The organism is Bombella pluederhausensis (genome assembly GCF_026385525.1).
Classification (GTDB): Bacteria; Pseudomonadota; Alphaproteobacteria; order Acetobacterales; family Acetobacteraceae; genus Bombella; species Bombella pluederhausensis.
This window is the reverse complement of record NZ_JANIDY010000002.1, coordinates 46,090-69,090: the sequence shown is the minus strand read 5'-3', so window position 1 is coordinate 69,090 and position 23,001 is coordinate 46,090. Positions and strand designations below refer to the sequence as shown.

General features: G+C 57.3%; 20 protein-coding genes and 2 tRNA genes. 9 read left to right on the top strand and 13 right to left on the bottom strand.

Annotated features, from left to right (window positions below; all coding sequences use genetic code 11):
• Positions 1 to 239: 239 nt before the first annotated feature.
• On the bottom strand, positions 240 to 683 hold the full coding sequence (locus NQF86_RS04940; protein WP_266116529.1) for a hypothetical protein: 444 nt from the start codon (positions 681 to 683) through the stop codon (positions 240 to 242).
• 362 nt (positions 684 to 1,045) lie between these two features.
• Here NQF86_RS04940 and NQF86_RS04935 point away from each other — a divergent pair, with 362 nt between their 5' ends.
• The 5 genes from NQF86_RS04935 to NQF86_RS04915 all read left to right on the top strand — a co-directional run bounded on the left by NQF86_RS04935 (position 1,046) and on the right by NQF86_RS04915 (position 4,361).
• Positions 1,046 to 2,173 carry an extracellular solute-binding protein gene (locus tag NQF86_RS04935; RefSeq protein ID WP_266116528.1) on the top strand — a complete coding sequence of 376 codons (1,128 nt, stop codon included), beginning with the start codon at positions 1,046 to 1,048 and terminating at the stop codon, positions 2,171 to 2,173.
• Between the two features lie 17 nt (positions 2,174 to 2,190).
• Positions 2,191 to 2,685 carry a YcgN family cysteine cluster protein gene (locus NQF86_RS04930; RefSeq protein ID WP_266116527.1) on the top strand — a complete coding sequence of 165 codons (495 nt, stop codon included), beginning with the start codon at positions 2,191 to 2,193 and terminating at the stop codon, positions 2,683 to 2,685.
• Between the two features lie 6 nt (positions 2,686 to 2,691).
• Positions 2,692 to 3,363, top strand: a complete 672-nt coding sequence (locus tag NQF86_RS04925) for a M48 family metallopeptidase (protein WP_266116526.1) — start codon at positions 2,692 to 2,694, stop codon at positions 3,361 to 3,363.
• Between the two features lie 17 nt (positions 3,364 to 3,380).
• Positions 3,381 to 3,467: transfer RNA gene (locus tag NQF86_RS04920), tRNA-Leu, on the top strand.
• A 135-nt stretch (positions 3,468 to 3,602) separates the two neighbouring features.
• Positions 3,603 to 4,361 (top strand): tetratricopeptide repeat protein, encoded by a 759-nt coding sequence (locus tag NQF86_RS04915; RefSeq protein WP_266116525.1) that lies wholly within the window; start codon positions 3,603 to 3,605, stop codon positions 4,359 to 4,361.
• 25 nt (positions 4,362 to 4,386) lie between these two features.
• On the opposite strand, the gene NQF86_RS04910 is transcribed toward NQF86_RS04915, so the two are convergent.
• From NQF86_RS04910 to rplM, 3 genes are all read right to left on the bottom strand, one after another.
• Positions 4,387 to 5,472 (bottom strand): branched-chain amino acid aminotransferase, encoded by a 1,086-nt coding sequence (locus NQF86_RS04910; RefSeq protein ID WP_266116524.1) that lies wholly within the window; start codon positions 5,470 to 5,472, stop codon positions 4,387 to 4,389.
• A 224-nt stretch (positions 5,473 to 5,696) separates the two neighbouring features.
• A complete protein-coding gene (gene rpsI / locus NQF86_RS04905) occupies positions 5,697 to 6,200 on the bottom strand; it encodes a 30S ribosomal protein S9 (RefSeq protein WP_043558030.1) in 504 nt (167 codons plus the stop codon).
• A gap of 11 nt (positions 6,201 to 6,211) precedes the next feature.
• The gene (gene rplM / locus NQF86_RS04900; protein WP_266116523.1) at positions 6,212 to 6,685 is read right to left on the bottom strand and encodes a 50S ribosomal protein L13; all 474 of its coding nucleotides are present in this window, start codon (positions 6,683 to 6,685) and stop codon (positions 6,212 to 6,214) included.
• 346 nt (positions 6,686 to 7,031) lie between these two features.
• Here rplM and NQF86_RS04895 point away from each other — a divergent pair, with 346 nt between their 5' ends.
• Complete coding sequence (locus tag NQF86_RS04895) at positions 7,032 to 8,684, top strand: hypothetical protein (protein ID WP_266116522.1); 1,653 nt, start codon at positions 7,032 to 7,034, stop codon at positions 8,682 to 8,684.
• Positions 8,685 to 8,848: 164 nt separating this feature from the next.
• Here NQF86_RS04895 and NQF86_RS04890 read toward each other — a convergent pair.
• Positions 8,849 to 8,924, bottom strand: a tRNA-His gene (locus NQF86_RS04890).
• A gap of 276 nt (positions 8,925 to 9,200) precedes the next feature.
• On the opposite strand from NQF86_RS04890, the gene NQF86_RS04885 reads away from it, so the two are divergent.
• Positions 9,201 to 10,655 (top strand): SulP family inorganic anion transporter, encoded by a 1,455-nt coding sequence (locus NQF86_RS04885; protein ID WP_266116521.1) that lies wholly within the window; start codon positions 9,201 to 9,203, stop codon positions 10,653 to 10,655.
• 59 nt (positions 10,656 to 10,714) lie between these two features.
• Here the strand turns inward: NQF86_RS04885 and hflX are convergent, their stop codons facing one another.
• The 7 genes from hflX to NQF86_RS04850 form a co-directional block, all read right to left on the bottom strand.
• Positions 10,715 to 12,037 (bottom strand): GTPase HflX, encoded by a 1,323-nt coding sequence (hflX, locus tag NQF86_RS04880; protein WP_266116520.1) that lies wholly within the window; start codon positions 12,035 to 12,037, stop codon positions 10,715 to 10,717.
• A 106-nt stretch (positions 12,038 to 12,143) separates the two neighbouring features.
• Positions 12,144 to 12,371 (bottom strand): RNA chaperone Hfq, encoded by a 228-nt coding sequence (gene hfq, locus NQF86_RS04875; RefSeq protein WP_266116519.1) that lies wholly within the window; start codon positions 12,369 to 12,371, stop codon positions 12,144 to 12,146.
• 11 nt (positions 12,372 to 12,382) lie between these two features.
• Positions 12,383 to 13,810 (bottom strand): nitrogen assimilation response regulator NtrX, encoded by a 1,428-nt coding sequence (gene ntrX, locus NQF86_RS04870; RefSeq protein ID WP_266116518.1) that lies wholly within the window; start codon positions 13,808 to 13,810, stop codon positions 12,383 to 12,385.
• Between the two features lie 9 nt (positions 13,811 to 13,819).
• Positions 13,820 to 16,177 carry a sensor histidine kinase NtrY-like gene (locus tag NQF86_RS04865; RefSeq protein ID WP_266116517.1) on the bottom strand — a complete coding sequence of 786 codons (2,358 nt, stop codon included), beginning with the start codon at positions 16,175 to 16,177 and terminating at the stop codon, positions 13,820 to 13,822.
• A 17-nt stretch (positions 16,178 to 16,194) separates the two neighbouring features.
• Complete coding sequence (locus NQF86_RS04860; RefSeq protein ID WP_266116516.1) at positions 16,195 to 16,935, bottom strand: helix-turn-helix domain-containing protein; 741 nt, start codon at positions 16,933 to 16,935, stop codon at positions 16,195 to 16,197.
• A complete protein-coding gene (gene dusB, locus NQF86_RS04855) occupies positions 16,935 to 17,984 on the bottom strand; it encodes a tRNA dihydrouridine synthase DusB (RefSeq protein ID WP_266116515.1) in 1,050 nt (349 codons plus the stop codon). The genes NQF86_RS04860 and dusB overlap by 1 nt, the downstream gene beginning before the upstream one ends.
• 99 nt (positions 17,985 to 18,083) lie before the next feature.
• Positions 18,084 to 18,362: a hypothetical protein gene (locus NQF86_RS04850; protein ID WP_266116514.1), complete on the bottom strand. Its 279-nt coding sequence runs from the start codon at positions 18,360 to 18,362 to the stop codon at positions 18,084 to 18,086.
• A gap of 371 nt (positions 18,363 to 18,733) precedes the next feature.
• Between NQF86_RS04850 and NQF86_RS04845 the strand changes: the two genes are divergently transcribed.
• Positions 18,734 to 19,792 (top strand): quinone-dependent dihydroorotate dehydrogenase, encoded by a 1,059-nt coding sequence (locus tag NQF86_RS04845; RefSeq protein ID WP_266116513.1) that lies wholly within the window; start codon positions 18,734 to 18,736, stop codon positions 19,790 to 19,792.
• Positions 19,793 to 19,824: 32 nt separating this feature from the next.
• Positions 19,825 to 21,354 carry a glycosyltransferase family 2 protein gene (locus NQF86_RS04840; protein WP_266116512.1) on the top strand — a complete coding sequence of 510 codons (1,530 nt, stop codon included), beginning with the start codon at positions 19,825 to 19,827 and terminating at the stop codon, positions 21,352 to 21,354.
• 119 nt (positions 21,355 to 21,473) lie between these two features.
• On the opposite strand, the gene NQF86_RS04835 is transcribed toward NQF86_RS04840, so the two are convergent.
• A complete protein-coding gene (locus tag NQF86_RS04835) occupies positions 21,474 to 22,868 on the bottom strand; it encodes a sugar porter family MFS transporter (protein WP_266116788.1) in 1,395 nt (464 codons plus the stop codon).
• Between the last annotated feature and the right edge of the window lie 133 nt (positions 22,869 to 23,001).

The window sequence follows — 23,001 nt, the reverse complement described above, 5'->3', positions numbered from 1 at the left end:
TCACGTTATTTCCCATCGCACCTGCAAAGGCCCCAGTCCTTTACCGGGCAGATGGTACCAGAACCACCCTGCCCATCTTCCTGTCCAGCCACAGGGGCAGGAATGACTTCTGTCATCCCATAACGTCAGTTACAGACCTCGTGAAGCTGAAAAGGAACGCCCCGTGAAAAAAAGGCCCATAGCAGAAGCGGCCCCTGAAGGCCGCTTCTTTCCTCTCATATGGTCATGAGGGCGTAAAATCACTTTTTCCGGCGTGTAAAGGCAGACCGCACAAGACGCCATGCCTGCCCACCAGCGTAACGACCCACAGGGCCGCTTGCGACACTAAGAACCGTGGAAAGGGCAAAACCCTGCTTCAACTCGTTCAGCTTTCTGTCCCGCTCCATCCGTGCATGGGCTTCGGCCAGACCAGCACGCCCGGCCCGAAGGCCCAGCAGCAGGAAGATGACAGCCAGCAACACATCCACACCCAGCACACAGGCCGCAGAAGCCAGTGCCCCAAGGTGGCAGACATCAAGGAAGAACGCCCATAGCACCCCGTGCAGGGTAATGGCCGCAAAAGCGAGGAAAACCACCGCAATAATCAGGAATGCAACCCGGAGCCCGTGGCGCTTTGCACAAGCTTTGAAGATTTTCCCCTGAGCAGCAAGAACTGCCTGACCAATTTCCAGTAGACCACCCATGATATGACCGCTGCCCCTTCCAAAATTCAATGAAACATGCACAGGCCCGCACTAGACCCGGCCTTGCCGGTTTCTTTTCGCAGACTATCGGGCCGATATAGCACCCTGCAAGGGAAAACCAAAACTCTCTTGTTACTCTGTCAGAATGGCCATCCCATGCACGACAAAGGTTACAAGTTCCTTTAGTGTAATGCCTCAAAAATGGCACAAAAATGTCTTTTTCTACTTTCTCCTGCCACATGTAACGAAGTTTCAAGAAACAGTCTGTAGTCTCCCGCCCATCCCGATCATCACCAGACCCGGCCTCCTCAGAAGCCACAATCATTCGTCCCTTATGTCTGTCTGTACGGTATCGCAACATCATGAGCATGACCCACCTTCGGAGCCTTCAGTGCCCGTCATCTTCCCTGCGTAGTCACAAGCTACTGCGCTCTGCTGCGGTAGTCATCCACCATGCTGGGAGGTACGTCCGGAACCGTTGCCGTCCCGCACGGCACCTGCTGCCACCGGGGAAAATGCTGGCCACCATGATGATGGTTCCGGCTTCACCCGTGCTTGCGGCCACAGCTACGCCTGATACGCCACCAACCTCCTCATCATCACAGGCTGGACAGACAGGGGAGGAAGCTCCGTCTCCCCTCTATTACTGGGCCATACCAGAACGAAGCCTCATCAGCACGATACTGAGCAGCCCGGGGAACCTGTCTCTCCATTTTATCAGCCGGAACGGGGGCGGACTGGAGGAAATCAAACGGCAAACTCTCGCCTATCCACAATTCATACAAGCCATCATGCTCGACAGCACGGAATCCGCCATTGCCTGCGCCCGTGCATGGCTGCAACCCATACACCCTCTCGGTGCCTGTGGTATGCCAGCTGGTTTCTTCCGCAACATCCTGTTCTGGGACCCTTCACGCATCAGCTCACCGCCCCGTTGGGCTACACTCTGGGACGTTGCCCGCTATCCGGGGCAGCGGGCTTTCTTTCAAGGGCCACGCATGACGCTGGAGATCGCCCTGCTGGCTGATGGCGTCCCTCCGGCTCTGATCTATAAGGAACTCTCCACCCCCCAAGGGATCGACCGGGCCTTTCGCAAGCTTAACCAGCTCATTCCCTATATCATCTGGTGGCGTTCCCCCTCGGAGGCCTATCATATCCTGCGGGAACAAGCTGTTCTGATGGGCGTCATACCCAGCGCCATCATCTTTTCCGGCCAGACAAGACATACACTGGCCCGTCCCTACCAGGCGCAGGAAAACAGCATTCTTTACAGCCCTGCCGTCTGGGGGATTCCGGCAACACTTTCGGCAGAAAAAACCAGCGAGACCAAGGCGATCCTGCTGACCAACCCGCCACATCTTCCAACCCTGCCAACGCCTTTCCCTGCCGAATCACTTGAAATCAGTGACAGTTTCTGGGCAACACATGCACTATTCCTGAGCGAACGCTTCAAAACGTGGCTTGCTCATCTGTCTCCTCCAGCCCCATAGGCAAAGCAGTTTCAACAATGACAGACCAGCCCCCCTTCTGGCAGACCACCTCCCTTCAGGACATGACGCCGAGCCAATGGGAGGCCCTCTGCGATGGCTGTGGTCGCTGCTGCCTGAACAAGCTGCGGGATGAAGATACGGATGAAATCGTCTGGACTGACGTGTCCTGCCGCCTGCTCGACACACAGACATGCCGCTGCACCGACTATGAACGGCGCCAGAAAAAAGTTCCTGACTGCATCTCCCTGACGCCGGCCATTCTGGAAGATGTGGACTGGTTACCCCCCAGCTGCGCCTATCGCCTCCTGCGGGATGGCTTCGACCTGCCAGAATGGCACCCCCTCCGCAGTGGCACGCATGAAACCGTTGTGCAGGCAGGTGCCTCGGCTGGCGGACGCTGCATCAGTGAAAGGCGGGCAGGCATGCTGGAAGATCACATCACCGACTGGCCCGGCAACTGGCCGGAAAACGCCCCACCTTGTATAGCCCCCCGCCGGGACCAGAACGGCTGATTTTTCATGCTGGCTCCGCCTGTTCTCTGGCGCACCTCATCACGGGCACGGCGGATCATCCTCCGACTGGACATCCACAAACGTGCCATCGTCATCACCCTGCCTGCCGGTGTGACCCGCCAGCAGGGGATGCGCTTTCTTCAGAGCCAGTCCCAATGGGTTGCACAAGCCCTTGAGGAGCTGCCCCGTTCTGCCATGGAACAAGGCGAAATATGGCTGGAAGGAACCCCTACACCCATCCTACCCACCACAGAAATGGACGGACGCACTCGCCTGACAGAAGCAGGGCTGCATATCGGCCATCCGCCAGAAGAACATTCCCGCTATCTTCATTCCTTCCTGAAGCGCCGTGCTGAAACCGTTTTTCCACCCCTTTTCCAACAGCAAAGTGCACGGATGCAGGCCAACCCTGCCAAGCTCAGCCTGCGTGATGTCAAAAGCCGCTGGGGAAGCTGCACACGGCAGGGGCGCATCATGCTCAGCTGGCGGCTCATCATGGCGCCATCGGACATCTACACCTATGTGATGGTGCATGAGCTCGCCCATCTCAGCCATTTCAACCATGGGCCGGACTTCTGGGCTCTGGTGGACCAATATGCACCGGGTGGCGGACAGGGACGCAGAAAAGCTGAAAAATGGCTTACACAGAATGGTGCTCACCTGCTGGCTATGATATAGAAACCCTCGCTCCCTCTGCGCGCTTGGCGGAATGGTAGACGCACGAGACTTAAAATCTCGAGTTCGGTTAGAACGTGCGGGTTCAAGTCCCGCAGCGCGCACCAAGGGGGAGTATCCCCGATATATATCTTGATACAGCGCCGTCTTCTGATCGAAGATTATTGACCTGACCTCAACGCCACCAGCTGATACTATGCCGGTCTAGCCTTTTCCCCCGGTCCAGCAGAGTAAGGAACCCCATGGTTTTCGCCCGAATCCGCCGGTTCATCAGCCGTTCATCAGCCCGCCCGATTGAAGGACCAGACCTGCCGGACAATCTGGCTGAAATCTATCAAAAGGCACGGAATGGCCATGTGCTGGAGCAGGTTCTGTGGGGCAAGGTCCTGCTGGATAGCCAGTACGTCCCCCGTGACGTAGACAAGGCACGGGAATGGTTCACCATTGCTGCGTCCGCCAATTATGGGCCTGCCCATAACATGCTGGGCCGCTGCTCCCAGTTCGGCTGGGGTTGCCCGCTGAGCCTTGAAGACGCCGTGCGCCACTATGACAGAGCTGCACAGCTGGATGATCTGTGGGGCATCTATAATCTGGGTATCTGCCACATGCGGGGACTGGGCGTGGAGCCGGACCGGCGGAAAGCCTTTCTGCTGTTCCGCCGTGCGGCTCTGCGAGGTCATGCAAAATCCATGAACCTGCTGGCCCGTTTCATTGAAGAAGGGTGGGAAACCCCAGCCAACCCTATCGCAGCGCTGGAATGGTATCAGCGTTCTGCCGATGGCGGGGACTATCGAGGGCAGCATAACTACGCCACGGCCCTGCTCAGCATGGGCCAGCCTGATGAAGCCCTCCGTTACTGGCGCATGGCCGTGAAAGACGCTACGCCAGACATTCTTCAAGCCATGCAGAGGGAACTCAGCGAGCCCAACGCTCCACAGGACCCAGAGCTCATGGCAACGCTTCAGGAACGTCTAAAAGCCGCCCTGCCAGAGACCGACTAACAATCTCTGGCGGGCGATGTCACCGTTAAAGGGATACGGTGTGAACCCAGCCGAACGGATCAGCTTCTTCACCACGCTGAAGGCCGCACAGGGCATTACGCAACTTCATGGTGATGGGGCCTGCTGTCTTGCCATCACCGAACGCCACAGAACCGGATTCCCGGCGGAACTCGCCAATTGGTGAAATGACCGCCGCCGTGCCGCAAGCAAAGGCTTCCGTGATCTCACCCGCTTCAGCAGCTTTGAACACCTCATCAATGGCCAGAGGCTCCTCCACCATCGTCAGGCCCAGCTTGCGGCCCAGCTTGAGGATGCTGTCCCTCGTGATGCCACGCAGGATTGTCCCACCAAGTGGCGGCGTCACCACGCTACCATCCTTGCGGACGAACATGACATTCATGCCACCCATTTCATCAATAAAGCGGCGTTCTTTTGCATCAAGGAACAGGACCTGACTACAGCCATTGTCTGTTGCTTCCTGCTGAGGCAGCAGGCTGGAGGCGTAATTACCCCCACATTTGGCTTCACCCGTACCGCCGGGTGCTGCACGGGTATAGGTCTCGGACACCCAGACCGGAATACTGCCATTCCCGCTGAAATACCCCCCCACAGGGCTGGCCAGCACAATGAACAGATATTCATTGGCCCGCTTCACGCCCAGAAACACCTCATTGGAAATCATGAAGGGGCGCAGATAGAGGCTCTGCTCCGGGTTGGACGGCACCCAGTCCCGATCCACCTTCAGCAGTTCCTTGATGGCACCGAGGAAAAGCTCCTCCGGCAGCTCTGCCATGGAAAGACGGCGAGCAGAGGCCGCAAAACGAGCCGCATTGGCCTCCGGACGGAACAGAGTGACGGCTCCCCCCTTGCCACGATAAGCTTTCAGCCCTTCGAAAATCTCCTGCCCGTAATGCAGCACCGTAGAAGCCGGGTCGATCTGCAAAGGCTGACGAGGAATGATCTTGGCATCATGCCAGCCTTTGCCATCCGTATAGCGGATAACAGCCATATGATCCGTAAAGACACGCCCAAACTTCGGGTCCACCATCAGGGCCTGTCGCTGCTCGGCTGATGTGGGGGTTTTGGTCCGTTCAATCCTGAAATCTGCCATGATGCTTTCCTGCCTTACCGATAAAGCCAAAGTTACCCCATTTCCGGGATTATGGCCCATGCCGTCAAGGGGGTGTTATGTGAAATACTATGTCTTTTAATGACATTAATTTGAAACTTTATTTCAAACACTCCCTACTCCTCTCATACGGCCATAAAAAAACCCCCACCCGGTAGGGTGAGGGTTTTTCTGGCCGTTGCCAGTTTCCCAAAAAGGCTGAAAAATCAGCGCTTGGAGAACTGGAAGGAACGGCGGGCCTTAGCCTTACCGTACTTCTTACGCTCAACGACACGGCTGTCGCGGGTCAGGAAGCCAGCCATCTTCAGCACGCCACGCAGCTCCGGCTCATAGTGAGTCAGGGCGCGGGAAATACCATGACGGACAGCACCAGCCTGACCGGAAAGACCACCACCTGTTACCGTGCAGTACACGTCAAACTGGTTGTAACGGTCTGTCAGCAGGAAAGGCTGAGTGATCAGCATGCGCAGCACAGGGCGGGCGAAGTAGTTCGTGACCGGGCGACCGTTCACAGTGATCTCGCCTTTACCCGGCTTGATCCACACGCGAGCCACGGCGTCCTTACGGCGGCCCGTTGCATAGGAACGGCCCTGCGCATCACGCTTGGCTTCATAAACAGGTGCTGCATTGGCAACAGCAGGAGCCGCATTGGCCAGGTCCTGCAATGTGCCGGTAAGCTCGGCGGCGGGGCGCTCTTGAGTTTCTGACATAATGGCAGACCTTACGACTGACGGTTCAGGGTATTCTTGCGGTTCAGAGAAGCAACGTCCAGCTTCACAGGCTTCTGACCCTCATGCGGGTGTTCCGTGCCAGCATAGACATACAGGTGCTTCATCTGGGCGCGCTGGAGCGGACCACGTGTGATCATACGCTCAACGGCCTTTTCCACGACCTGACCGGGGTTCTTGCCCTCAAGGCGCTGCGTGATGGTGCGCTCTTTGATCCCACCCGGGTGACCCGTGTGGTAGTGAAAGAGCTTCTGACCGACCTTGTTGCCTGTCAGAGCGATCTTCTCAGCGTTGATGACAACAACCGCATCACCGCAATCAACGTGCGGCGTGTACTGCGGCTTGTGCTTGCCGCGCAGACGGTTTGCAATGATGGTGGCGAGACGGCCCAGAACCAGCCCTTCGGCATCGATCAGGATCCAGTTTCTCGTCACCTCCGCGGGTTTCAGCGAAAGTGTGGTCTTCATGACGTATCATTTCCAGTTTGAGGCGCCACAACATCGCAGCACCAGGAAAAGGACTGTCCCCAGCAGAGGCTCACCCCGTAAGGCGGAACCATCAAAAGCCGAAAACAGATTCAGGATGTGGCCTTATTGCGGGAGCAGAGCAAAAGGTCAAGAGGGTTGTTTCTCAACAGAGGAACAAAAAATGGCAGAAAACCAGCATTTTTCGTTATGTGGTATTATTATACCGTAAAATTTTCTTCCCAACTTTTCCTGTTTTCCCACCCAAACATCTCCTTCTGTTTGCCCATAGCCCTGCCGGTGGTATTGTGCCCTCCTGAATCAGAGTGCCACATGAGGTTTTTTCTGCATGAAACGGTTACAGCTGCCCCTCGGTCTGGCCATTCTTGTCCTCATCATGGGAGGACTCGGCATATACCGGGAGGCTGGGGTCCGTCTTTCCCATGCGCTGGAGCGCTTCCAGAGCGCCCTACCCGCTGGAGCCGTCTTTCATTATGGGAAAGTCCGGCCTGCGTTCTTGCTCGGTGGCGTAACCCTGTATGATGTATCCTTCCACTATCAGGATACGAGCTTTCATGCGCGGCGGGTGCGCTTCGGCTACCCCAAAATGCTCTCCAGCGGCACGTTGAGTCTGGCTAGCCTGTTGCTGGATGCCCCCAGCTATACCAACCGGACCCACCAGATCACCGCTACCGAGGCCGCCTTTCATCACCTTCTGATTCCTTCATCCGCTGAAACGCTGCATGAAGGTCATGGTGAAGCAGACAGCATGAGGTCTCTGGCCGCCATCATGTCTTTTGAGCCGGAAGACGTAACGGCCCTCCGCTTTGAACATATGCAGCTCACGCAGCTTCATGTGCTCCGCACGGACACTGCGCCTGAAAAAACGGATCATGGTCCTGTCCGGCCCTTCACCATTCAGGCTCTTTCTGCTGGCACGCTGGTCGTGGAAGGTTATGGACAGGGGATGCGTGTCCATACGCTCATGAACGAATTATCTCTCTCGGTGCAGCTGCCAGAAGGCAAAGCCAGCGCCATACCGCCCGTTCTGAAGCAGATACTTCTTCCATCCTCCGACAGCACAACAACACAGTCTGCCGACCCCATGGAAATGCATTTGGCACTCGACCATCTGGAGGCACGGCAGGGCTACATCCAGTGGCTGAAACGCCCTTTCCAGCATACGGATAATCCGGCGGAAAGCTTCTGGCAGGACCCTGCCGCCACCCTATGGGAAAAACCCGGCAAGCTGGAAATCTCCGGCCTGTCCCTTCTGTTCAACCAGCAGGACCTACGCCGCACCCTCATTCTGGCTCATCTCTCAGGCGAACGCCGGGGCGAGAAAGACAATATGCATACAGAAGCGGACCTTCAGGGACTGACGACACGTCTGTCACCACCGCCATCCCTGATACCATCCCCTGTCAGCATGCCTGCGGATTATCATATCAGCACGACAACACAGCAGAGGATGGGCGACTGGCACATGGCCCTCCAACTGCACACTGTATTCGGCAAGGATAGCCCCACCAACCTGACGGCAGAACTCAGCCTGCCTGATATCAACCCGCTTCATATGTCTGACGACAGCACGTCACGCTTTCTTCAGGCGGGCCAGTGTCTCAGCACAGAACTGACGGTACAGGGGCTGGATATTTTCTCTTATTACGGCATCCTGAATCACCAGCCTGCTGCCGCCTCAACAGACGAGAACAAACCTGCTGAAGGTACAGAAAATGCCACCGCTGCCACGGAGACAACCAAAGGTCCCACGATGACCGCACAGGGCTATGTCATCACGCCACGCTTCAGCGCTCTGGCGCTCCAGCGTCCCATTCTAGCTCCAGTGCTGGACTTCCTTCTCAGCCCGGAACGGCGTGCCCTCTCCTTTAAGACCGGCCCGCTTTCTCTGGAAGAACTTGCCCATATCTCAACCGACAACAGCGATGACGCCCGGTTTGACCGGCTGCATGTGCTGAGTGTCGTAACACAGGAACAGTAAAGGGCTCAGGGCTCAGGGCTCAGGGCTCAGGGCTCAGGGCTCAGGGCTCAGGGCTCAGGGCTCAGGGCTCAGGGCTCAGGGCTCAGGGCTCAGGGCTCAGGGCTCAGGGCTCAGGGCTCAGGGCTCAGCCTGCTGCGAGCGTTCAGTTTTTCAAGGGGAACTGCTGGGGCGAATGACGGGATTCGAACCCGCGACCACCGGTACCACAAACCGGCGCTCTACCAACTGAGCTACATCCGCCACACAGCGACCTGACGTTTATTAAATCCTGCCTGTTCCGTCCAGCCCCCAAACGCATTTTTGTTATATTTTTTTAGAGTTTTTCCATTCAGCACCATAGACCAAGCCCCTTGGCAGGCTCCGGGCACGGCATGGCCACAATGCTTCACAGCCCTCCATGGGCATCCTATAGTCGTAGGACGACCAGCCGCACCGGGCTCTCCAATACGGTGATCCCGAGGCAGTGCCATGTTCCTGCCCCCATAGCCGCAACAGAGAGAAGGACCCGCCACATCTATGGCCAGTGATTCCTATATCCAGCAATGGACCCAACGCCCCATAAGAGAAATACTGGCAGGCATGGTAGGCACTTTCGCCCTCATTCCTGAGGTCATCGCCTTCTCCTATATTGCTGGGGTCTCTCCGGCTATCTCTCTGTTTGCCTCTTTTGTCATTTCCGTTTCCATCGCCATTTTTGGCGGCAGACCGGGCATGATTTCCGGTGCGGCTGGATCGGTAGCGCTGGTACTGGCACCGCTGGTTCATACTCATGGCGTACAGTATATGCTGCTGGCCACATTGATGGCTGGGGGATTGCAGGTCATTTTTGGACTACTGCGCCTTCATTCCCTGATGCGCTTCGTCTCCAGCGAGGTTCGCACAGGCTTCGTCAATGCGCTGGCCATTCTCATCTTTTCCGCACAGGTCCCGCAGATGCTGGGGGTGAGCTGGCAGACGCATCTGCTCATCATCATCGGGCTGGTTATCATCTATCTCCTGCCACGCCTTTCCAAGGCGATTCCCTCACCGCTCATCTGCATCGTCATCCTGACGGCCATCACCATCATTCATCCGATGCCCGTGCGCACTATCTCTGATCTCGGTGCCCTACCGACCGGCCTGCCGGAACTGACCCTGCCGCACCTCCCCCTGAATGCGGAAACACTGGCCATCACCTTTCCTTACGCACTGGCCGTGGCCGCTGTCGGACTACTTGAATCCCTGATGACCGCCAGCGTTGTGGATGAGCTGACCGACACGCACAGCCGCCCGCAGCGGGAATGCACGGGGCTGGGCATTTCCAACATTTTCGTAGGGCTGTTCGGCGGAATTGCCGGATGTGGCATGATTGGCCAGACAGTCGGCAACCTGCGCTATGGCGGGCGGGGACGGCTTTCCACCTTCACGGCCGGGGCCTTCCTCCTGCTGCTGATGGTCGTACTGCACCCATGGGTCGCCCGTGTGCCAGTCGCTGCCCTCGTGGCCATCATGATCATGGTGTCCATCAGTACCTTTGCATGGAGCAGCCTGAAAGACCTGTTCCACCAGCCCAAACTGACCAGCCTCGTGATGCTCGTCACTGTCGGCGTGGTGGTCCTCACCCATAATCTGGCGGCTGGCGTGCTGGTTGGTGTCCTGCTCTCTGGCCTGTTCTTCGCATGGCACACCTCCCGGCTGGTGCAGGTCCGCTCCACAGAAGACCATGACATACTGACCCACCACATACAGGGGCAGATCTTCTTTGCCTCGGCCGATCTGATGGCAGAAGCCATGGCCTACAACACCCATGCCCATCGGGTGACGCTTGACCTCTCCCATGCCCATTTCTGGGACATTACCGCCGTGCAGACACTGGAGAAAATTGTCGAGAAGTTCCGCAAGCATGGCAAGGAAGTCACCGTCTGCGGGCTGGATCATGCCCAGCATGGCATCCTGACTGAACAGTCGAACGAAGACGCCTTCACCATCTGAAACATCATCTCCGGATGAAGAAAACCCCCGGCAGGCTTCCTGTCGGGGGTTTTTCTTTATCAGGCCGCCTGTTCCGGGCTGAGCGGCAGGGCCGGGAACTGTCGGGCAAAACGCTGCTGGTCTGCCGGGAAAAGACGGACCCGCAGATGCAGCATCTCCTCCTCATCCAGACGTTCCATCACCTCGCCATGTTCATAAAGCCACGCCAGTGCCGCTCCATCCGTGACAGGTACATGCACCAAAAAATGCTTCATGGAGCGTGTCATGAAGGCATCTATGGCCTCCATGAGGTCCGGCAGCCCTTCCCCTGTCAGGGCGGAAACCGCCACGCTGCCCTCACGCTTGGGCACGGCCTCCGTACCCCCCAGAAGATCAGCCTTATTAAGAACTTCAATCGTCCGTTCCGGCCATGCTTCATCCAGCATTCCATCTGCTGTCATGTCACTTAGAACAGACAGCACATCTTCCCGCTGGGAGGCACTATCAGGATGAGCAGCATCACGCACATGCAGAATGATGTCAGCCTCGGCCACTTCTTCCAGCGTAGCCCGAAAGGCAGCGATCAGTTCAGTCGGCAGATCACTGATGAAGCCCACCGTATCAGACAAAATCACCCGGCGACCTGATGGCAGGGTCAGGTTCCGCATGGTCGGGTCCAGCGTGGCAAAGAGCTGATCCTGCGCATGAACGCCCGCCCCGGTAATCCGGTTGAACAAAGTGGATTTCCCCGCATTGGTATAGCCAACCAGAGCCACAACCGGGAACGGCACCTTACGGCGGGCATGACGATGCAGACCACGGGTCCGGCGGACCTGCTCCAGCTCCTTCCGCAGCTTGACCAGACGCTCATCCAGCATCCGCCTGTCCGCTTCAATCTGCGTTTCACCCGGCCCCCCAAGGAAGCCGAACCCGCCACGCTGACGTTCAAGGTGCGTCCAAAGCCGGACAAGGCGGGACCGCTGATATTCCAGATGCGCCAGCTCAACCTGAAGCACACCTTCCCGTGTGGCAGCTCTGGCCCCGAAAATATCCAGAATCAGGCCGGTACGGTCCACCACCTTGCAGCCCATCTCTTTTTCCAGATTGCGCTGCTGGGCAGGGGACAAACGGGCATCCATCACCACAACCCCGACCGACTCCGCCTTAACGATTTCCGTCAGTTCTTCCAACTGTCCCGCACCGAGAAGGGTGGCGGGCCGCTTCGTCCGCAGGGGATAGATAGCCGTATGAACGATTTCCAGACCGATGGACGCTGCCAGCCCCACCGCCTCCTCCAGCCGTGCCTCTGCTGCACGGCCCTCGGTAAAGGCCTGCTTCTCGGCAGGAAGAATGACAGCGGCAAGGGTGGGTTTACGGGCGGTTTCCTGGGGCTGGCGTCTCAAATCCGGGATATCCTGTCTTTAAAGTCTATAATGGCCTGTTTTCAGGCCCGCCTCATATGGGGCGGAACCGGACAGGACACAAGCATCCCCAAATACGGAAAACGGATCAGGGCAGGTCTGACAGAGCCGCCACGGGCATGATGGTGCTGACAGCATGTTTATAAACAAGCTGCACATGCCCATCCCGGCGGAGCAGCACGGTCCGGGCATCAAACCGTGTAATGACCCCCTGAAGCTTAACCCCATTGACCAGAAACACCGTTACCGGCTCCTCCCGCTGCTGCACATGGGAGAGAAACAGCTCCTGCACATCATCCTTCATCTGTTCTGACATGGCTTCCTTCATCACTTCCCATCCTGCCCGTCACGCCCTGACAGAGCAGCAGACCGATCTTCCTGTGTTACACCCAGCTGCTTGAGCTTGCGGTGCAGTGCACTCCGCTCCATGCAGACAAAATTAGCTGTCCGGCTGATGTTACCACCAAAGCGCATCAGCTGGACCTGTAAATATTGTGTCTCGAACTGGTCCCGTGCCTCCCGCAAGGGCAGGCTCATCACATCCGCATCAGGCGTCAGGCAGGTCATGGAAGGGGCCCCCTCCCGCACGACCTCCGGCAACATGTCCGCCCGGATGACATTCTGCCCCTCACCATCTCCACTGGGGGCCAGAATGAGCATCCGCTCCATCAGGTTCCGAAGCTCACGAATATTGCCCGGCCATTCATAGGTCTGAAGACAGGCCAGCGCATCCACGGCCAGAGTCCGAACGGGAAGGCCTGAAGACCGGGCACAGCTTTCCAGAAAATACTGTGCCATGACCGGAATATCCTCCGGCCGCTCCGAAAGGGCCGGAACCTGCAACGGTACAACTGCCAGACGATAATAAAGGTCTTCCCGAAAGCGGCGTCTCGCAATTTCTGCCTGAAGGTCCCGGCTGGTTGTGGCCAGCACACGGACATCCACCTTCACGCTATGGCTGCCCCCCAGACGCTCGAACGTATTGACCTGCAAAGCCCGCACGATCTTGCCCTGTGTTTCCAGCGGCATATCGGCTACTTCATCCAGCAGGAGAGTGCCCTTATGGGCCCGCTCCAGCAGGCCCGGACGCCCCGGCTGGTCTCCCGTGCCTTCCACACCGAACAGTTCTTCTTCCAGATGGTCAGGTGCCAGAGCGGCGCAGTTCAGCACCACAAACGGCCCTTCCGCCCGCTTGGACTCGGCATGGATCATCCGGGCAACAACTTCCTTACCCGCACCGGCAGGACCTGTAATCAGCACACGGGAATTTGTAGGTGCCACCCGGCTGATCTGCCCCCGCAACGCATTGACGAGCGCACTATTACCCATAAGCGTGCTCTGCTCTCCGGCACGCAGGCGCAGCTCAGCATTTTCCTTCCGCAGGCGTGCAGCTTCCAACGCACGGCGTACAATGACCAGAAGACGATCGGACTGAAACGGCTTCTCCAAAAAGTCATAAGCTCCCTGATGAAGGCTGGACACCGCCGTTTCGATCGTTCCATGGCCAGAAATCATGATGACAGGCACATCTGGCTGTTCTTCCCGGAACAGGCGCAGCAGAGCCATGCCGTCCAACCGGGAGTTCTGAAGCCAGATATCCAATATGACCAGTGAAGGACGGCTCTCCCTAAAGGCACGGATGGCCTCATCAGACTCCGCAGCGCTTCGTGTAACGTAACCGTCATCTTCCAGAATCCCGGCCAGCAGGAAGCGGATATCCGGCTCGTCATCAACGATCAGAATCTCATGCTCCATGGGATACCTTCATGCTCCGCCTACGCCTTCTGTTGCAGGGCTCCTGTCCACCAGCGGGAAATTCAAAGAAACCAACGTGCCAGCTATCCCCTCATCCCCGCTACCTGCAAGTGCCCGGCGTTCCTCCTCTGTCAGGGAACGCAAATGCAGCCGCCCCTTATGGGCCTCCATGGCCCGGTGCACAATAGCCAGCCCAAGCCCGGTTCCCTTTTCCTTATGGGTAACATAAGGCTCGGTCAGACGCTGATGCTCCCCAGCAGGCAGACCCACACCATTATCAGCTACGCCAATGATTGCCGCTCCATCCTCAAGCGTCAAGCTGAGGACAATCCAGCCCACCACGGGCTGATCCTCAGTAACAGGACGTCCTGTCATAAGGATGGCATCAGCAGCATTCTGTAGCAGATTGATGAGAGACTGACCAATCAAGCGATGGTCACACCGTACCATGACTGGCCCGCCAGCGGGAACATCCAGCCGATAGGCAATCTCTGGATGAGCATTCTGCTGAAGGAACAGAGCATCACGACACAGGCGAACAAGATCATGCTCAGCCATCTCCGGCTGAGGCATCCGGGCGAATGATGAAAACTCATCCACCATGCGCCCAATATCCCCGACCTGCCTCACAATCGTGCTGATAAGCTGGTCATAAATCTCGGGATCGCTGGTAATCTCCTTATGGAATCGCCGTCTCAAGCGCTCTGCCGCCAGCTGGATGGGCGTCAACGGATTCTTGATCTCATGGGCAATGCGACGGGCCACATCCGCCCATGCCGCCTTACGCTGCGCTACCTGCAACAGGGTTATGTCATCGAAAGTGACGACATAGCCCCCTCTATCTTCATGGCCATTCTGATCCGCTACAGCGCTGACAAGCAGGGTCCGCCCAGCGCCTGCGCCACCACCGCTACCCGGCCCACCCGGTGCACGAGCACTTTCCGTATCAATCTGTATCTGGGCGCCATGTTCCTTTTCAGGATGTTCCCGCACGGCACGCAACAATGCCGCAAACTCCGGCACATGCTCCACCAGCGGACATCCTTTCGCCTGCTCCAGATCACGCTGAAGAATGAAAGAGGCTGCTCGATTAGGCAGTTCAATATTCTGCTCATGATCCAGCCCGATCACACCAGCCGACACGCCCGCCAGAACGGTCTCCGTAAAGCGGCGGCGCTCATTGATCTGGTCATAGGCCACCATCAGCTCAGAACGCTGGCTCGCCAGCTGGCTGGCCATCAGGTTGAAAGACCGGGACAGGGCAACCAGTTCATCCTCTCGATTCCCTCGGCTCTCCACAGGGACACGGGCTGTCAGGTCGCCTCTGGAAATACGGCAGGATGCCCGAATGAGCAGACTGAGCGGGCGGGTAATCCGATTGGCCTGTGAGAGACCACTCAGCATCCCCACAGCCAGAACCAGCAAACCCATCAACGCCAGAAGAACGACAAGCGTCAGCTGCGTCTTTCCACGGTTGTTCAGCATCCGCTGGTAATCCTGCACCAGCGTGTTCGTGCGGGTCATATGATGCAGAATTTCCGGATCCACAGGGCGGGTAATAACCAGCATAAGACCGGAATTACCCCCCAGCGAGACCACACCCCGCACCACCTGCGCCTCTGGCTGGTCCAGCAACACGACCTCACCCGTCCGGGCCATAGCCGCAACAGACCGAGGCGGCAGTTCCTTCTCCGGGTCTCCGGCCCTGATGGCCAGAAGTCCCCCTGTTGCAATGATCTTGTAGGTGATCGGGTTGAAGATGATCGCATCATTCAATCCACGCTCAGTCACTTCATCTTCCAGAAGGGCCTGAAGGCGGGACTGGTCATGGAACAAATCCGTCCCATGGGCGAACATCTCGTCATTTTGAACAGTCAGAAGCGTATTGGCCAGAGCGAAGGCTTCTGTCCTCGTATTCTCGTTATGTTCCCGCAGATACCCCGCCGCCACGGAACGGGCTTCACTCAATGCCGTGTTGACCCGATTGGAAAACCAGATTTCCACACCATAATGGAAGAATAATGCCGACAAAGCCCCGACCATCAGGGTAGGCGCCACGGCTACCACACCGAACAACATGACAAGCTGGCTATGAAGCCGTGCCCCTGCCTGCCCCATACGCCGTTCGGCCAGCATACGCCCAATCTGCCGTACCGCCGCCGCCCCGATGAGCATGATGGTAATAAAATCCATCAGAAACAGCAGGGCCTGTGCCCGTGGCACCCGTGCCAGAGACACGCCACCCGCCAGCACGATGAAGGTCACGAAGGTCAGGATCAGGGCAATGACCGTAAGCAGCACCACACCATCAGGGCTGGTCAGCCGCCCGATGGACGAACGCACTTTTACGGCAAGAGCTCGGATCATGACTGTCTCTTTTCTTTTCAGCGGTCCCCTGACCGTGAACCGGGTCGTGGCACGGTGATGTGCAGTTCCTTGATGCGCTTCCGCAGCGTATTGCGGTTCAGCCCTAAAAGAGAAGCCGCTCGAAGCTGATTACCCCCCGTATGCTGCAACGCCATAGTGATGAGGGGGCGTTCCACAGCACCCACCACACTGCCATGCAGATTACAGCTTCCTGCCTCCAGTCCGGCCCGAACATAACTGCGCATGACAGGCTCGAACATCGCCGCCAGCCCGCCGCTGCGGTCGCTGGACAAAGCCCGCACAGCTCGCAGACGTTCCGGTCCGAGGCACTGCTCCGCTGGCAGGGAAGCCAGCCAGTGTTTCAGCCCGTCTTCCAACCCACCATGTCGCAGCAGAGTGGCCTGATCGTGGCGGCTGGCCACCACGATCCGCACCGTTTCCTCCCGCCCGGCCTGCGGCCTATGCGCCAGAAAGGCTGCAAAACGTTTTTGAAGTGCAGGGCAGAGACAATCCAGCTCATCCAGCAGAAGCGTGCCACCACGTGCCTGTTCCAGCCAGCCATTCCCTGCCGTGCCGAATAACCGTTCTTCCCGCAAAGCACGAGGAACAGCCGTCAGCCCGGCGACAACAAAAGCCCCGCCAGAGCAGGGACTATGTGTGTGAATCCTCTGAGCGACATCAAGACGCTCCTGCGAGCTGGCCCCATACAGAAACAGGGGCCGCATGGCCCGGACCTCTCGGGCGGTCTGATCACCCATTACGCAGCATGCCGGGCAAGAGCCGCTTCACGGTCACGCACGATACCGGCCGCAATGGCTTCATCATAAAACCGCTCCAGCAGAGCAATAACAGCCGGTGCTTCATCCAGCCGGTTCACCTCTGCACGGAACGCCGCAGACCCCGGAAGACCAGCGGAATACCATGAGACATGCTTACGGGCGAGGCGCAGCCCAGGCCGCTCGCCAAAATAATCCATCATCATGTGATAATGTTTCAGGACGATCTCTTTCTCCGTAGCGAGATCAGGGTCCGGTACGTCCACGCCACTCCGCAGGGACTGGACCAGCTGGGCAAGAAACCACGGGCGCCCATAACAACCCCGCCCCACCATGAGTCCATCGGCTCCGGAATCGGCTAGGGCCTGACGGGCAGAGGCCATGCTGACGATATCACCATTCACAATCACCGGCAGCTTCACAGCATCCTTGACCTTGCGAACAAACTTCCAGTCCGCACGACCATTATAGAACATCTGGCGTGTACGCCCGTGGACCGTAATCATGCGGATGCCCACATCCTCGGCAATACGGGCCAGAGTGGGCGCATTGAGATGATCGTGATCCCAGCCCATACGCATTTTCAGCGTCACGGGAACATCCACAGCCTTGACGGTGGCTTCCAGAAGGCGGGCCGCCAGCAGCTCATCCCTCATGAGGGACGACCCGGCCATCTGGCCGATCGCCACCTTCTTGACCGGACAGCCGAAATTGATGTCCACGACATCCGCACCACCTGCCACGGCAATCTTTGCCGCCTCCCCCATGGCCTGCGGGTCGCACCCGGCCAGCTGGACGGCATTGACACCACCGGCCCCTGCGCTCCGGGCCATGCTCAGGGTCCGCTCGTTCTCACGCACCATAGCCCATGAGGCAATCATCTCTGAGATGACAAGCCCGGCGCCCAACTCTCTGGTCAGCCGGCGGAAAGGCAGGTCCGTAACGCCAGACATGGGAGCAAGGATGACGGGGTCATCAATCACGCAGCCCGGCCCCAGAGTGATGGGAGGCAGAGAAATCGGTTTCGGCATGGATGCAGGGTACCTGTCAGGTTTTCGTGGAGCAGATCGGGCAACGATTTTACCGATCCCCCCTTCAAAGCGCAAACACGGCCCAAACGATCTGCGTCATCACCTCCGGCGATGCCGGGCACGCTTCATTGAAAGGATTTCCCGGTCATGGCGTTGCTCTCCAGCCTGCGTGACCTCAAAGCGACCATCATCCCTTTGATGCGCCAACCCCATGCCTTCCATCCTCATCAGGCAGGAACGGTCCTTGAGCGGTGCCCGGAAGTCGAGCATCCGCCCTTCTGGCGGGGGACCAACCGGGCGCCCCACTTTGCCGCTCAGCACCAGCCTGTGCAGGGCCGAACGGCAGCAGGTCTCCAGATACAGCTCATCCCAGCTCATGCTTTCCTGTCCTCCTTCACACCCTGTTTCCTCGGATCGGCCTCACAAGCAAAGCCACCTTCATGACGTTGTTCCCTTTCATTAACACATCTTTGATATTCAGGGATGCCATCCTAGAAATTGAAGTTCCAAACACTTCTTACGCAAGGCCTCTGGCAATGACGCCCGTTACGTCTATGATAAAGAGACCGTTGAAAATATATCGATGGGTACGCCTTTTGCAGGGAAACTGATGAGCCATGACATGGACAGGCTGGCCCATGATCCGCTTGATCTGGCACGCTCCATGCAAGGGAGCTGACAGGAATTTCCTTGACAAGATAGGTCATGCGTTCTGAAAGATTTTTTAATCATCAGTAAGGGGAGAGTGAATGCTGGATATCGGAAAAACAGCCACCTGGTTACTGCGCCGTCTCAACCCTGAAACGGCTCATGAACTGGCTATCCACAGTATCGCCCACGGGCTTGCCGGTCATGGCAAACCCGATCACTCTGCCCTACGGACCGAGGCGCTGGGACTCTCCTTCCCCAACCCCATCGGTCTGGCCGCCGGGTTTGACAAGAATGCCCGTGCCGTACGGGGACTGGCCAATCTGGGCTTTGGCTTTGTGGAGACAGGCACGGTCACACCCCGGCCCCAGCCCGGCAATCCCCGGCCCCGTCTTTTCCGGCTGACGGAAGACCGGGCTATCATCAACCGCATGGGCTTCAATAGTTGCGGAATCGACCAGTTCTGCCAGAATCTGGCTCCGCTTTTCCGGCCGGACCGAAATGGGCAGGTACAACCCGCCAGCGCCCCGATTGGCATTAATCTCGGCATCAACAAAACAGGGTCCGACCCGCTTGTTGATTATCCTGCTCTGGTGGGGCGGACCAAAGCCTATGCCGACTACATCACCATAAATCTGTCTTCACCCAACACGCCGGGACTTCGGGATCTTCAGGCGGCGGACATGCTGGCCCGTATTCTGGATGCCATCCAGACAGCGCATCCTGACCGCCCGCCCCTGCTGGTAAAGCTGGCCCCTGACCTTGAGGACAGGGCCTATGCTCCCATTCTGCGGACAGCTATTGATGGCGGTGTGAACGGCCTCATCCTGACCAACACAACCCTCGCCCGTCCGGCTAGCCTCCACAGCCCGCACCGTGCGGAAACAGGCGGTCTCTCCGGTGCCCCCCTCACTGAAAGAGCCCGTGATGTTCTGGGCCTCGTCAGCGAACTGAATGCTCGACAGCTCTGTCTCATCTCCTCTGGAGGTATTGAGACCGGACGAGACATTCTCGACCGCCTGAAAATGGGTGCTGACCTTGTACAAATCTACACCACCTTCATTTATGAAGGCCCAGCAGTGCTGACACGGCTGAAACAGGAACTGCTACAGGAGATGAGCCGGTCTGGCATCCGTAGCCTTGCAGCTCTCCGCCGCTGAACCATAGAACCGCAGGATTCCGGTATTATCTCATGAAAATTGCTCTGGTCGGCATCATCAAGAACGAAGCCCATGACATCCTGTACTGGCTGGCATGGCATGCCTTGCTTGGCGTCAATAGTTTCATCCTGTTTGACGATGATTCACAGGATGGCACAAGAGACCTCATCAAGGCCGCCAGCCTGCATTGGGACATACGCCTGTTCCACGTCAAGGAACACAGCCTCGACCTAACAGAACAGAGCCATCTGAACCGGCAGAGACAGGTCTATCTGGATGCGCTGAATGCCATTCATGATCAATATGACTGGATCGGTTTTCTGGATACGGATGAATATGCCAAGCTGCATGTACACCAGACCCTGACCGAATTTCTGGGGTCAATGGAACCGGATGTCGGGGCTGTGGCGCTGCATTGGCAGACTTATGGTCATAACGGGCACATCACAACACCCAACCTGCCCCCCTTCCACAGCTTCAGCCGCCATAGCACACAGGATGAGGCTATCAACCGCCACGTCAAGAGCTTCATTCGCCCTTCCTTCTGGCAGAAGGATGAGTGGGTCAATGTACATTATTTCCCACTAAAGAAAGGCAGATACGTAACCTCCTCTGGCCAGCCCATTAACTGGTCTTCAACCCGCGGGATTACAGAAGACCAGCCAGACTGGTCCGTAGCAAACCTGATGCACTTCCAGAACAGAAGTCTGGAACAGTTCGTTGGGCGTGCCCGCAACCGCAAGGACATCCAGCTGTTGCTGGACAAACATGAGCTGACCCAGTGGGACGAAGTCGAAGATACATCACCCCGCCGTGACAAGACAGTCGATGCCCTACATTGGATCAAACCTGTCATCACATCCGGTACTCTTGTGGCACTGGAACAGATACGTACGCAGCACACACCAGAGCACGGGCTTGTACCTCCCTGCCCACGGTATAACCCAACTCATTTCAAAATATTCGCCCTCTATCCCAAAGACCCGCGGCGGCCTGGGCTTGTAAATGATCTGCTCTGCGACACGGGCGATCCAAACCAGCCTAATGATGATTTCCAGCTCTACATGTTGCAGAGCCAGAAATATCCGAGAGCAGCCTTCCTTTTCGGTCTGGATGGCTCACACACCATCAAGGACTTCTTCCTGCTGCATGACAGCCGGCTCAGCGGACTGCCTCGCTATGACATTCTCCCCGTCATTGCGGAAACCGCCATTGCCCTAAGGCAGCAGGGTGGCTTTGCTTGCCGGGGGCAGTTCCTGTGTTCTCCTCCCAACGAGCCCCTAATGCCAAACAGGATGAAAGTGGCGCTCTGGGAATGCTTCTACGCTCTCCCGCAGGAGATGATGCCCTCTGGTGAGTCATGGCTTACACTCCCTGCCTTCGGTTTGGCAGAAATGGCTTTGCAGTCTCCTGCCTTCTCACTGAAGACCATTGCCGCCCTGACAGAAATGGACCGCAAAACCACAGCATGGCTCCTCCCTCTGCTGGCCCTGTACCTGAATGAAGTGCAGCATAAGGAACTCAGCAGCCATCTGGGCGCTCTGGCACCCTTCATTCTCTAACGAGACCTGCCCTTTCAAAGAAAAAGGCTCCCCAAATCGTGGGGAGCCTTTTTCATATCAATCAGCTTGTTCATCACGGCGACACTCAAACGCCTCGACCGTGATGGTTCCTTCTACCTTCAGCGGCCCAGCTTGCGCAGCTTCACGCCGCTCATCAGACGTTCCTCAATCTTGGCCAGAGACATACCCTTGGTTTCTGGCACATACAGATATGTCAGACCAATAAAGAGAAAGTTCAACACAGCCAAAAGCCAGAACGTACCCGAAGCCCCGAATGTCTCCATAAGCGGCAGAAAGCTCACGCTCACGCCCATATTGGCCATCCAGTTCATCAGGGTAGAGATAGACATGCCGAAATTACGCCCCTGTATAGGCTGAATCTCAGCACACAGCACCCACATCAACGGCCCTGCCGACATGGCATGACCAGCACAGAAAACCATGAGCACAAAGACAGCAATCATCTGAGATGCCTGTTCTGCCATACCTTCATGCAGCAGATAGGCCAGAATACCCATCGCCATCGCCATGACAGCAAAACCGACATAGAGGATAGGCTTGCGCCCCCAACGGTCCACCAGCCCGACAGCCACAAATGTGGCCAGCATATTCACAAGCCCGATGATGGCCGTGCACCAGACCTGCGCATGTGTATCAAAATGCGCTGCCTGAAGAATCTTCGGGGCATAAAACATCACAATATTGATGCCCGCCAGCTGCTGCATGGCCTGTAGGACAATCCCCAGAAGGACAGAACGCCGGAAATTGCTGTTCCGCTTCAGCAGCGCCCAGCCCTCCTGCTTTGTCTCCAGCTGTTCACGGATGGCCTGAATTTCCTTTGCGGCTTCCAGCGGATCATTCCGCAGGTCCAGCAAGATCCGTCTTGCCTCTTTATGGCGGCCCTTCATCACCAGCCAGTGCGGGCTGTAAGGCAGAAAAAGCACCCCGATGAAGAACAGAACAGCCGGTGCCGCCGCAAAACCGAACATACCCCGCCAGCTACCGCTATAGGAGAAATATGTATCCGCCAGAAAAGCCACAAAGATTCCTACCGTCAGCATCAGCTGATAGGTGGAAATCATGGCCCCTCGGGATTCTTCACTGGCAATCTCGGAGAGATAAAGCGGTGCGGTAAAAGCGGACAAGCCAACAGCGTACCCCATCACCACACGAAAGGTGATCATGGACGCCACAGACCAGCTCAGCGCACAGCCAAGCGCCCCAACCACGAAAACCCCCGCCCCGCAGATCAAGGCCCGTTTACGGCCGATGCGCTGAGCGAGCTTACTGGCACTGGCAGACCCAACTGCCGCACCAGCCATCATGGAGCTAACAACCCATGAAAGTGCAATGGTGGAAGGGTGGAACTCACGAGAGAAAAAATCCAGCGCACCGGAAACCACACCAATATCAATACCGGACATCAGACCCGCCAGAGCGGCTACAACCCCAATGACCAGAATCTTGAACTTTGTTGGGTCGAAGAATGACGTATCGTCACCATCATCGCCCATACCGGAGGGAACGGTACGTGGATCGACTTCATCTACCATATGAAGAACATCACCTCTCTGAAGCTGACAAACCAACCTGACTGGCCCGACTGTGAGATATTTCTGCCCGCCAGACACGCTTCGGGCGGGAGAG

Coding starts and splice junctions, on each gene's coding strand:
- NQF86_RS04940 (WP_266116529.1), bottom strand. CDS start 683: ATGGGTGGTCTACTGGAAATTGGTCAGGCAGTTCTTGCTGCTCAGGGG.
- NQF86_RS04935 (WP_266116528.1), top strand. CDS start 1,046: ATGAGCATGACCCACCTTCGGAGCCTTCAGTGCCCGTCATCTTCCCTG.
- NQF86_RS04930 (WP_266116527.1), top strand. CDS start 2,191: ATGACAGACCAGCCCCCCTTCTGGCAGACCACCTCCCTTCAGGACATG.
- NQF86_RS04925 (WP_266116526.1), top strand. CDS start 2,692: ATGCTGGCTCCGCCTGTTCTCTGGCGCACCTCATCACGGGCACGGCGG.
- NQF86_RS04915 (WP_266116525.1), top strand. CDS start 3,603: ATGGTTTTCGCCCGAATCCGCCGGTTCATCAGCCGTTCATCAGCCCGC.
- NQF86_RS04910 (WP_266116524.1), bottom strand. CDS start 5,472: ATGGCAGATTTCAGGATTGAACGGACCAAAACCCCCACATCAGCCGAG.
- rpsI (WP_043558030.1), bottom strand. CDS start 6,200: ATGTCAGAAACTCAAGAGCGCCCCGCCGCCGAGCTTACCGGCACATTG.
- rplM (WP_266116523.1), bottom strand. CDS start 6,685: ATGAAGACCACACTTTCGCTGAAACCCGCGGAGGTGACGAGAAACTGG.
- NQF86_RS04895 (WP_266116522.1), top strand. CDS start 7,032: ATGAAACGGTTACAGCTGCCCCTCGGTCTGGCCATTCTTGTCCTCATC.
- NQF86_RS04885 (WP_266116521.1), top strand. CDS start 9,201: ATGGCCAGTGATTCCTATATCCAGCAATGGACCCAACGCCCCATAAGA.
- hfq (WP_266116519.1), bottom strand. CDS start 12,371: ATGTCAGAACAGATGAAGGATGATGTGCAGGAGCTGTTTCTCTCCCAT.
- ntrX (WP_266116518.1), bottom strand. CDS start 13,810: ATGGAGCATGAGATTCTGATCGTTGATGACGAGCCGGATATCCGCTTC.
- NQF86_RS04865 (WP_266116517.1), bottom strand. CDS start 16,177: ATGATCCGAGCTCTTGCCGTAAAAGTGCGTTCGTCCATCGGGCGGCTG.
- NQF86_RS04860 (WP_266116516.1), bottom strand. CDS start 16,935: ATGGGTGATCAGACCGCCCGAGAGGTCCGGGCCATGCGGCCCCTGTTT.
- dusB (WP_266116515.1), bottom strand. CDS start 17,984: ATGCCGAAACCGATTTCTCTGCCTCCCATCACTCTGGGGCCGGGCTGC.
- NQF86_RS04850 (WP_266116514.1), bottom strand. CDS start 18,362: ATGAGCTGGGATGAGCTGTATCTGGAGACCTGCTGCCGTTCGGCCCTG.
- NQF86_RS04845 (WP_266116513.1), top strand. CDS start 18,734: ATGCTGGATATCGGAAAAACAGCCACCTGGTTACTGCGCCGTCTCAAC.
- NQF86_RS04840 (WP_266116512.1), top strand. CDS start 19,825: ATGAAAATTGCTCTGGTCGGCATCATCAAGAACGAAGCCCATGACATC.
- NQF86_RS04835 (WP_266116788.1), bottom strand. CDS start 22,868: ATGGGCGATGATGGTGACGATACGTCATTCTTCGACCCAACAAAGTTC.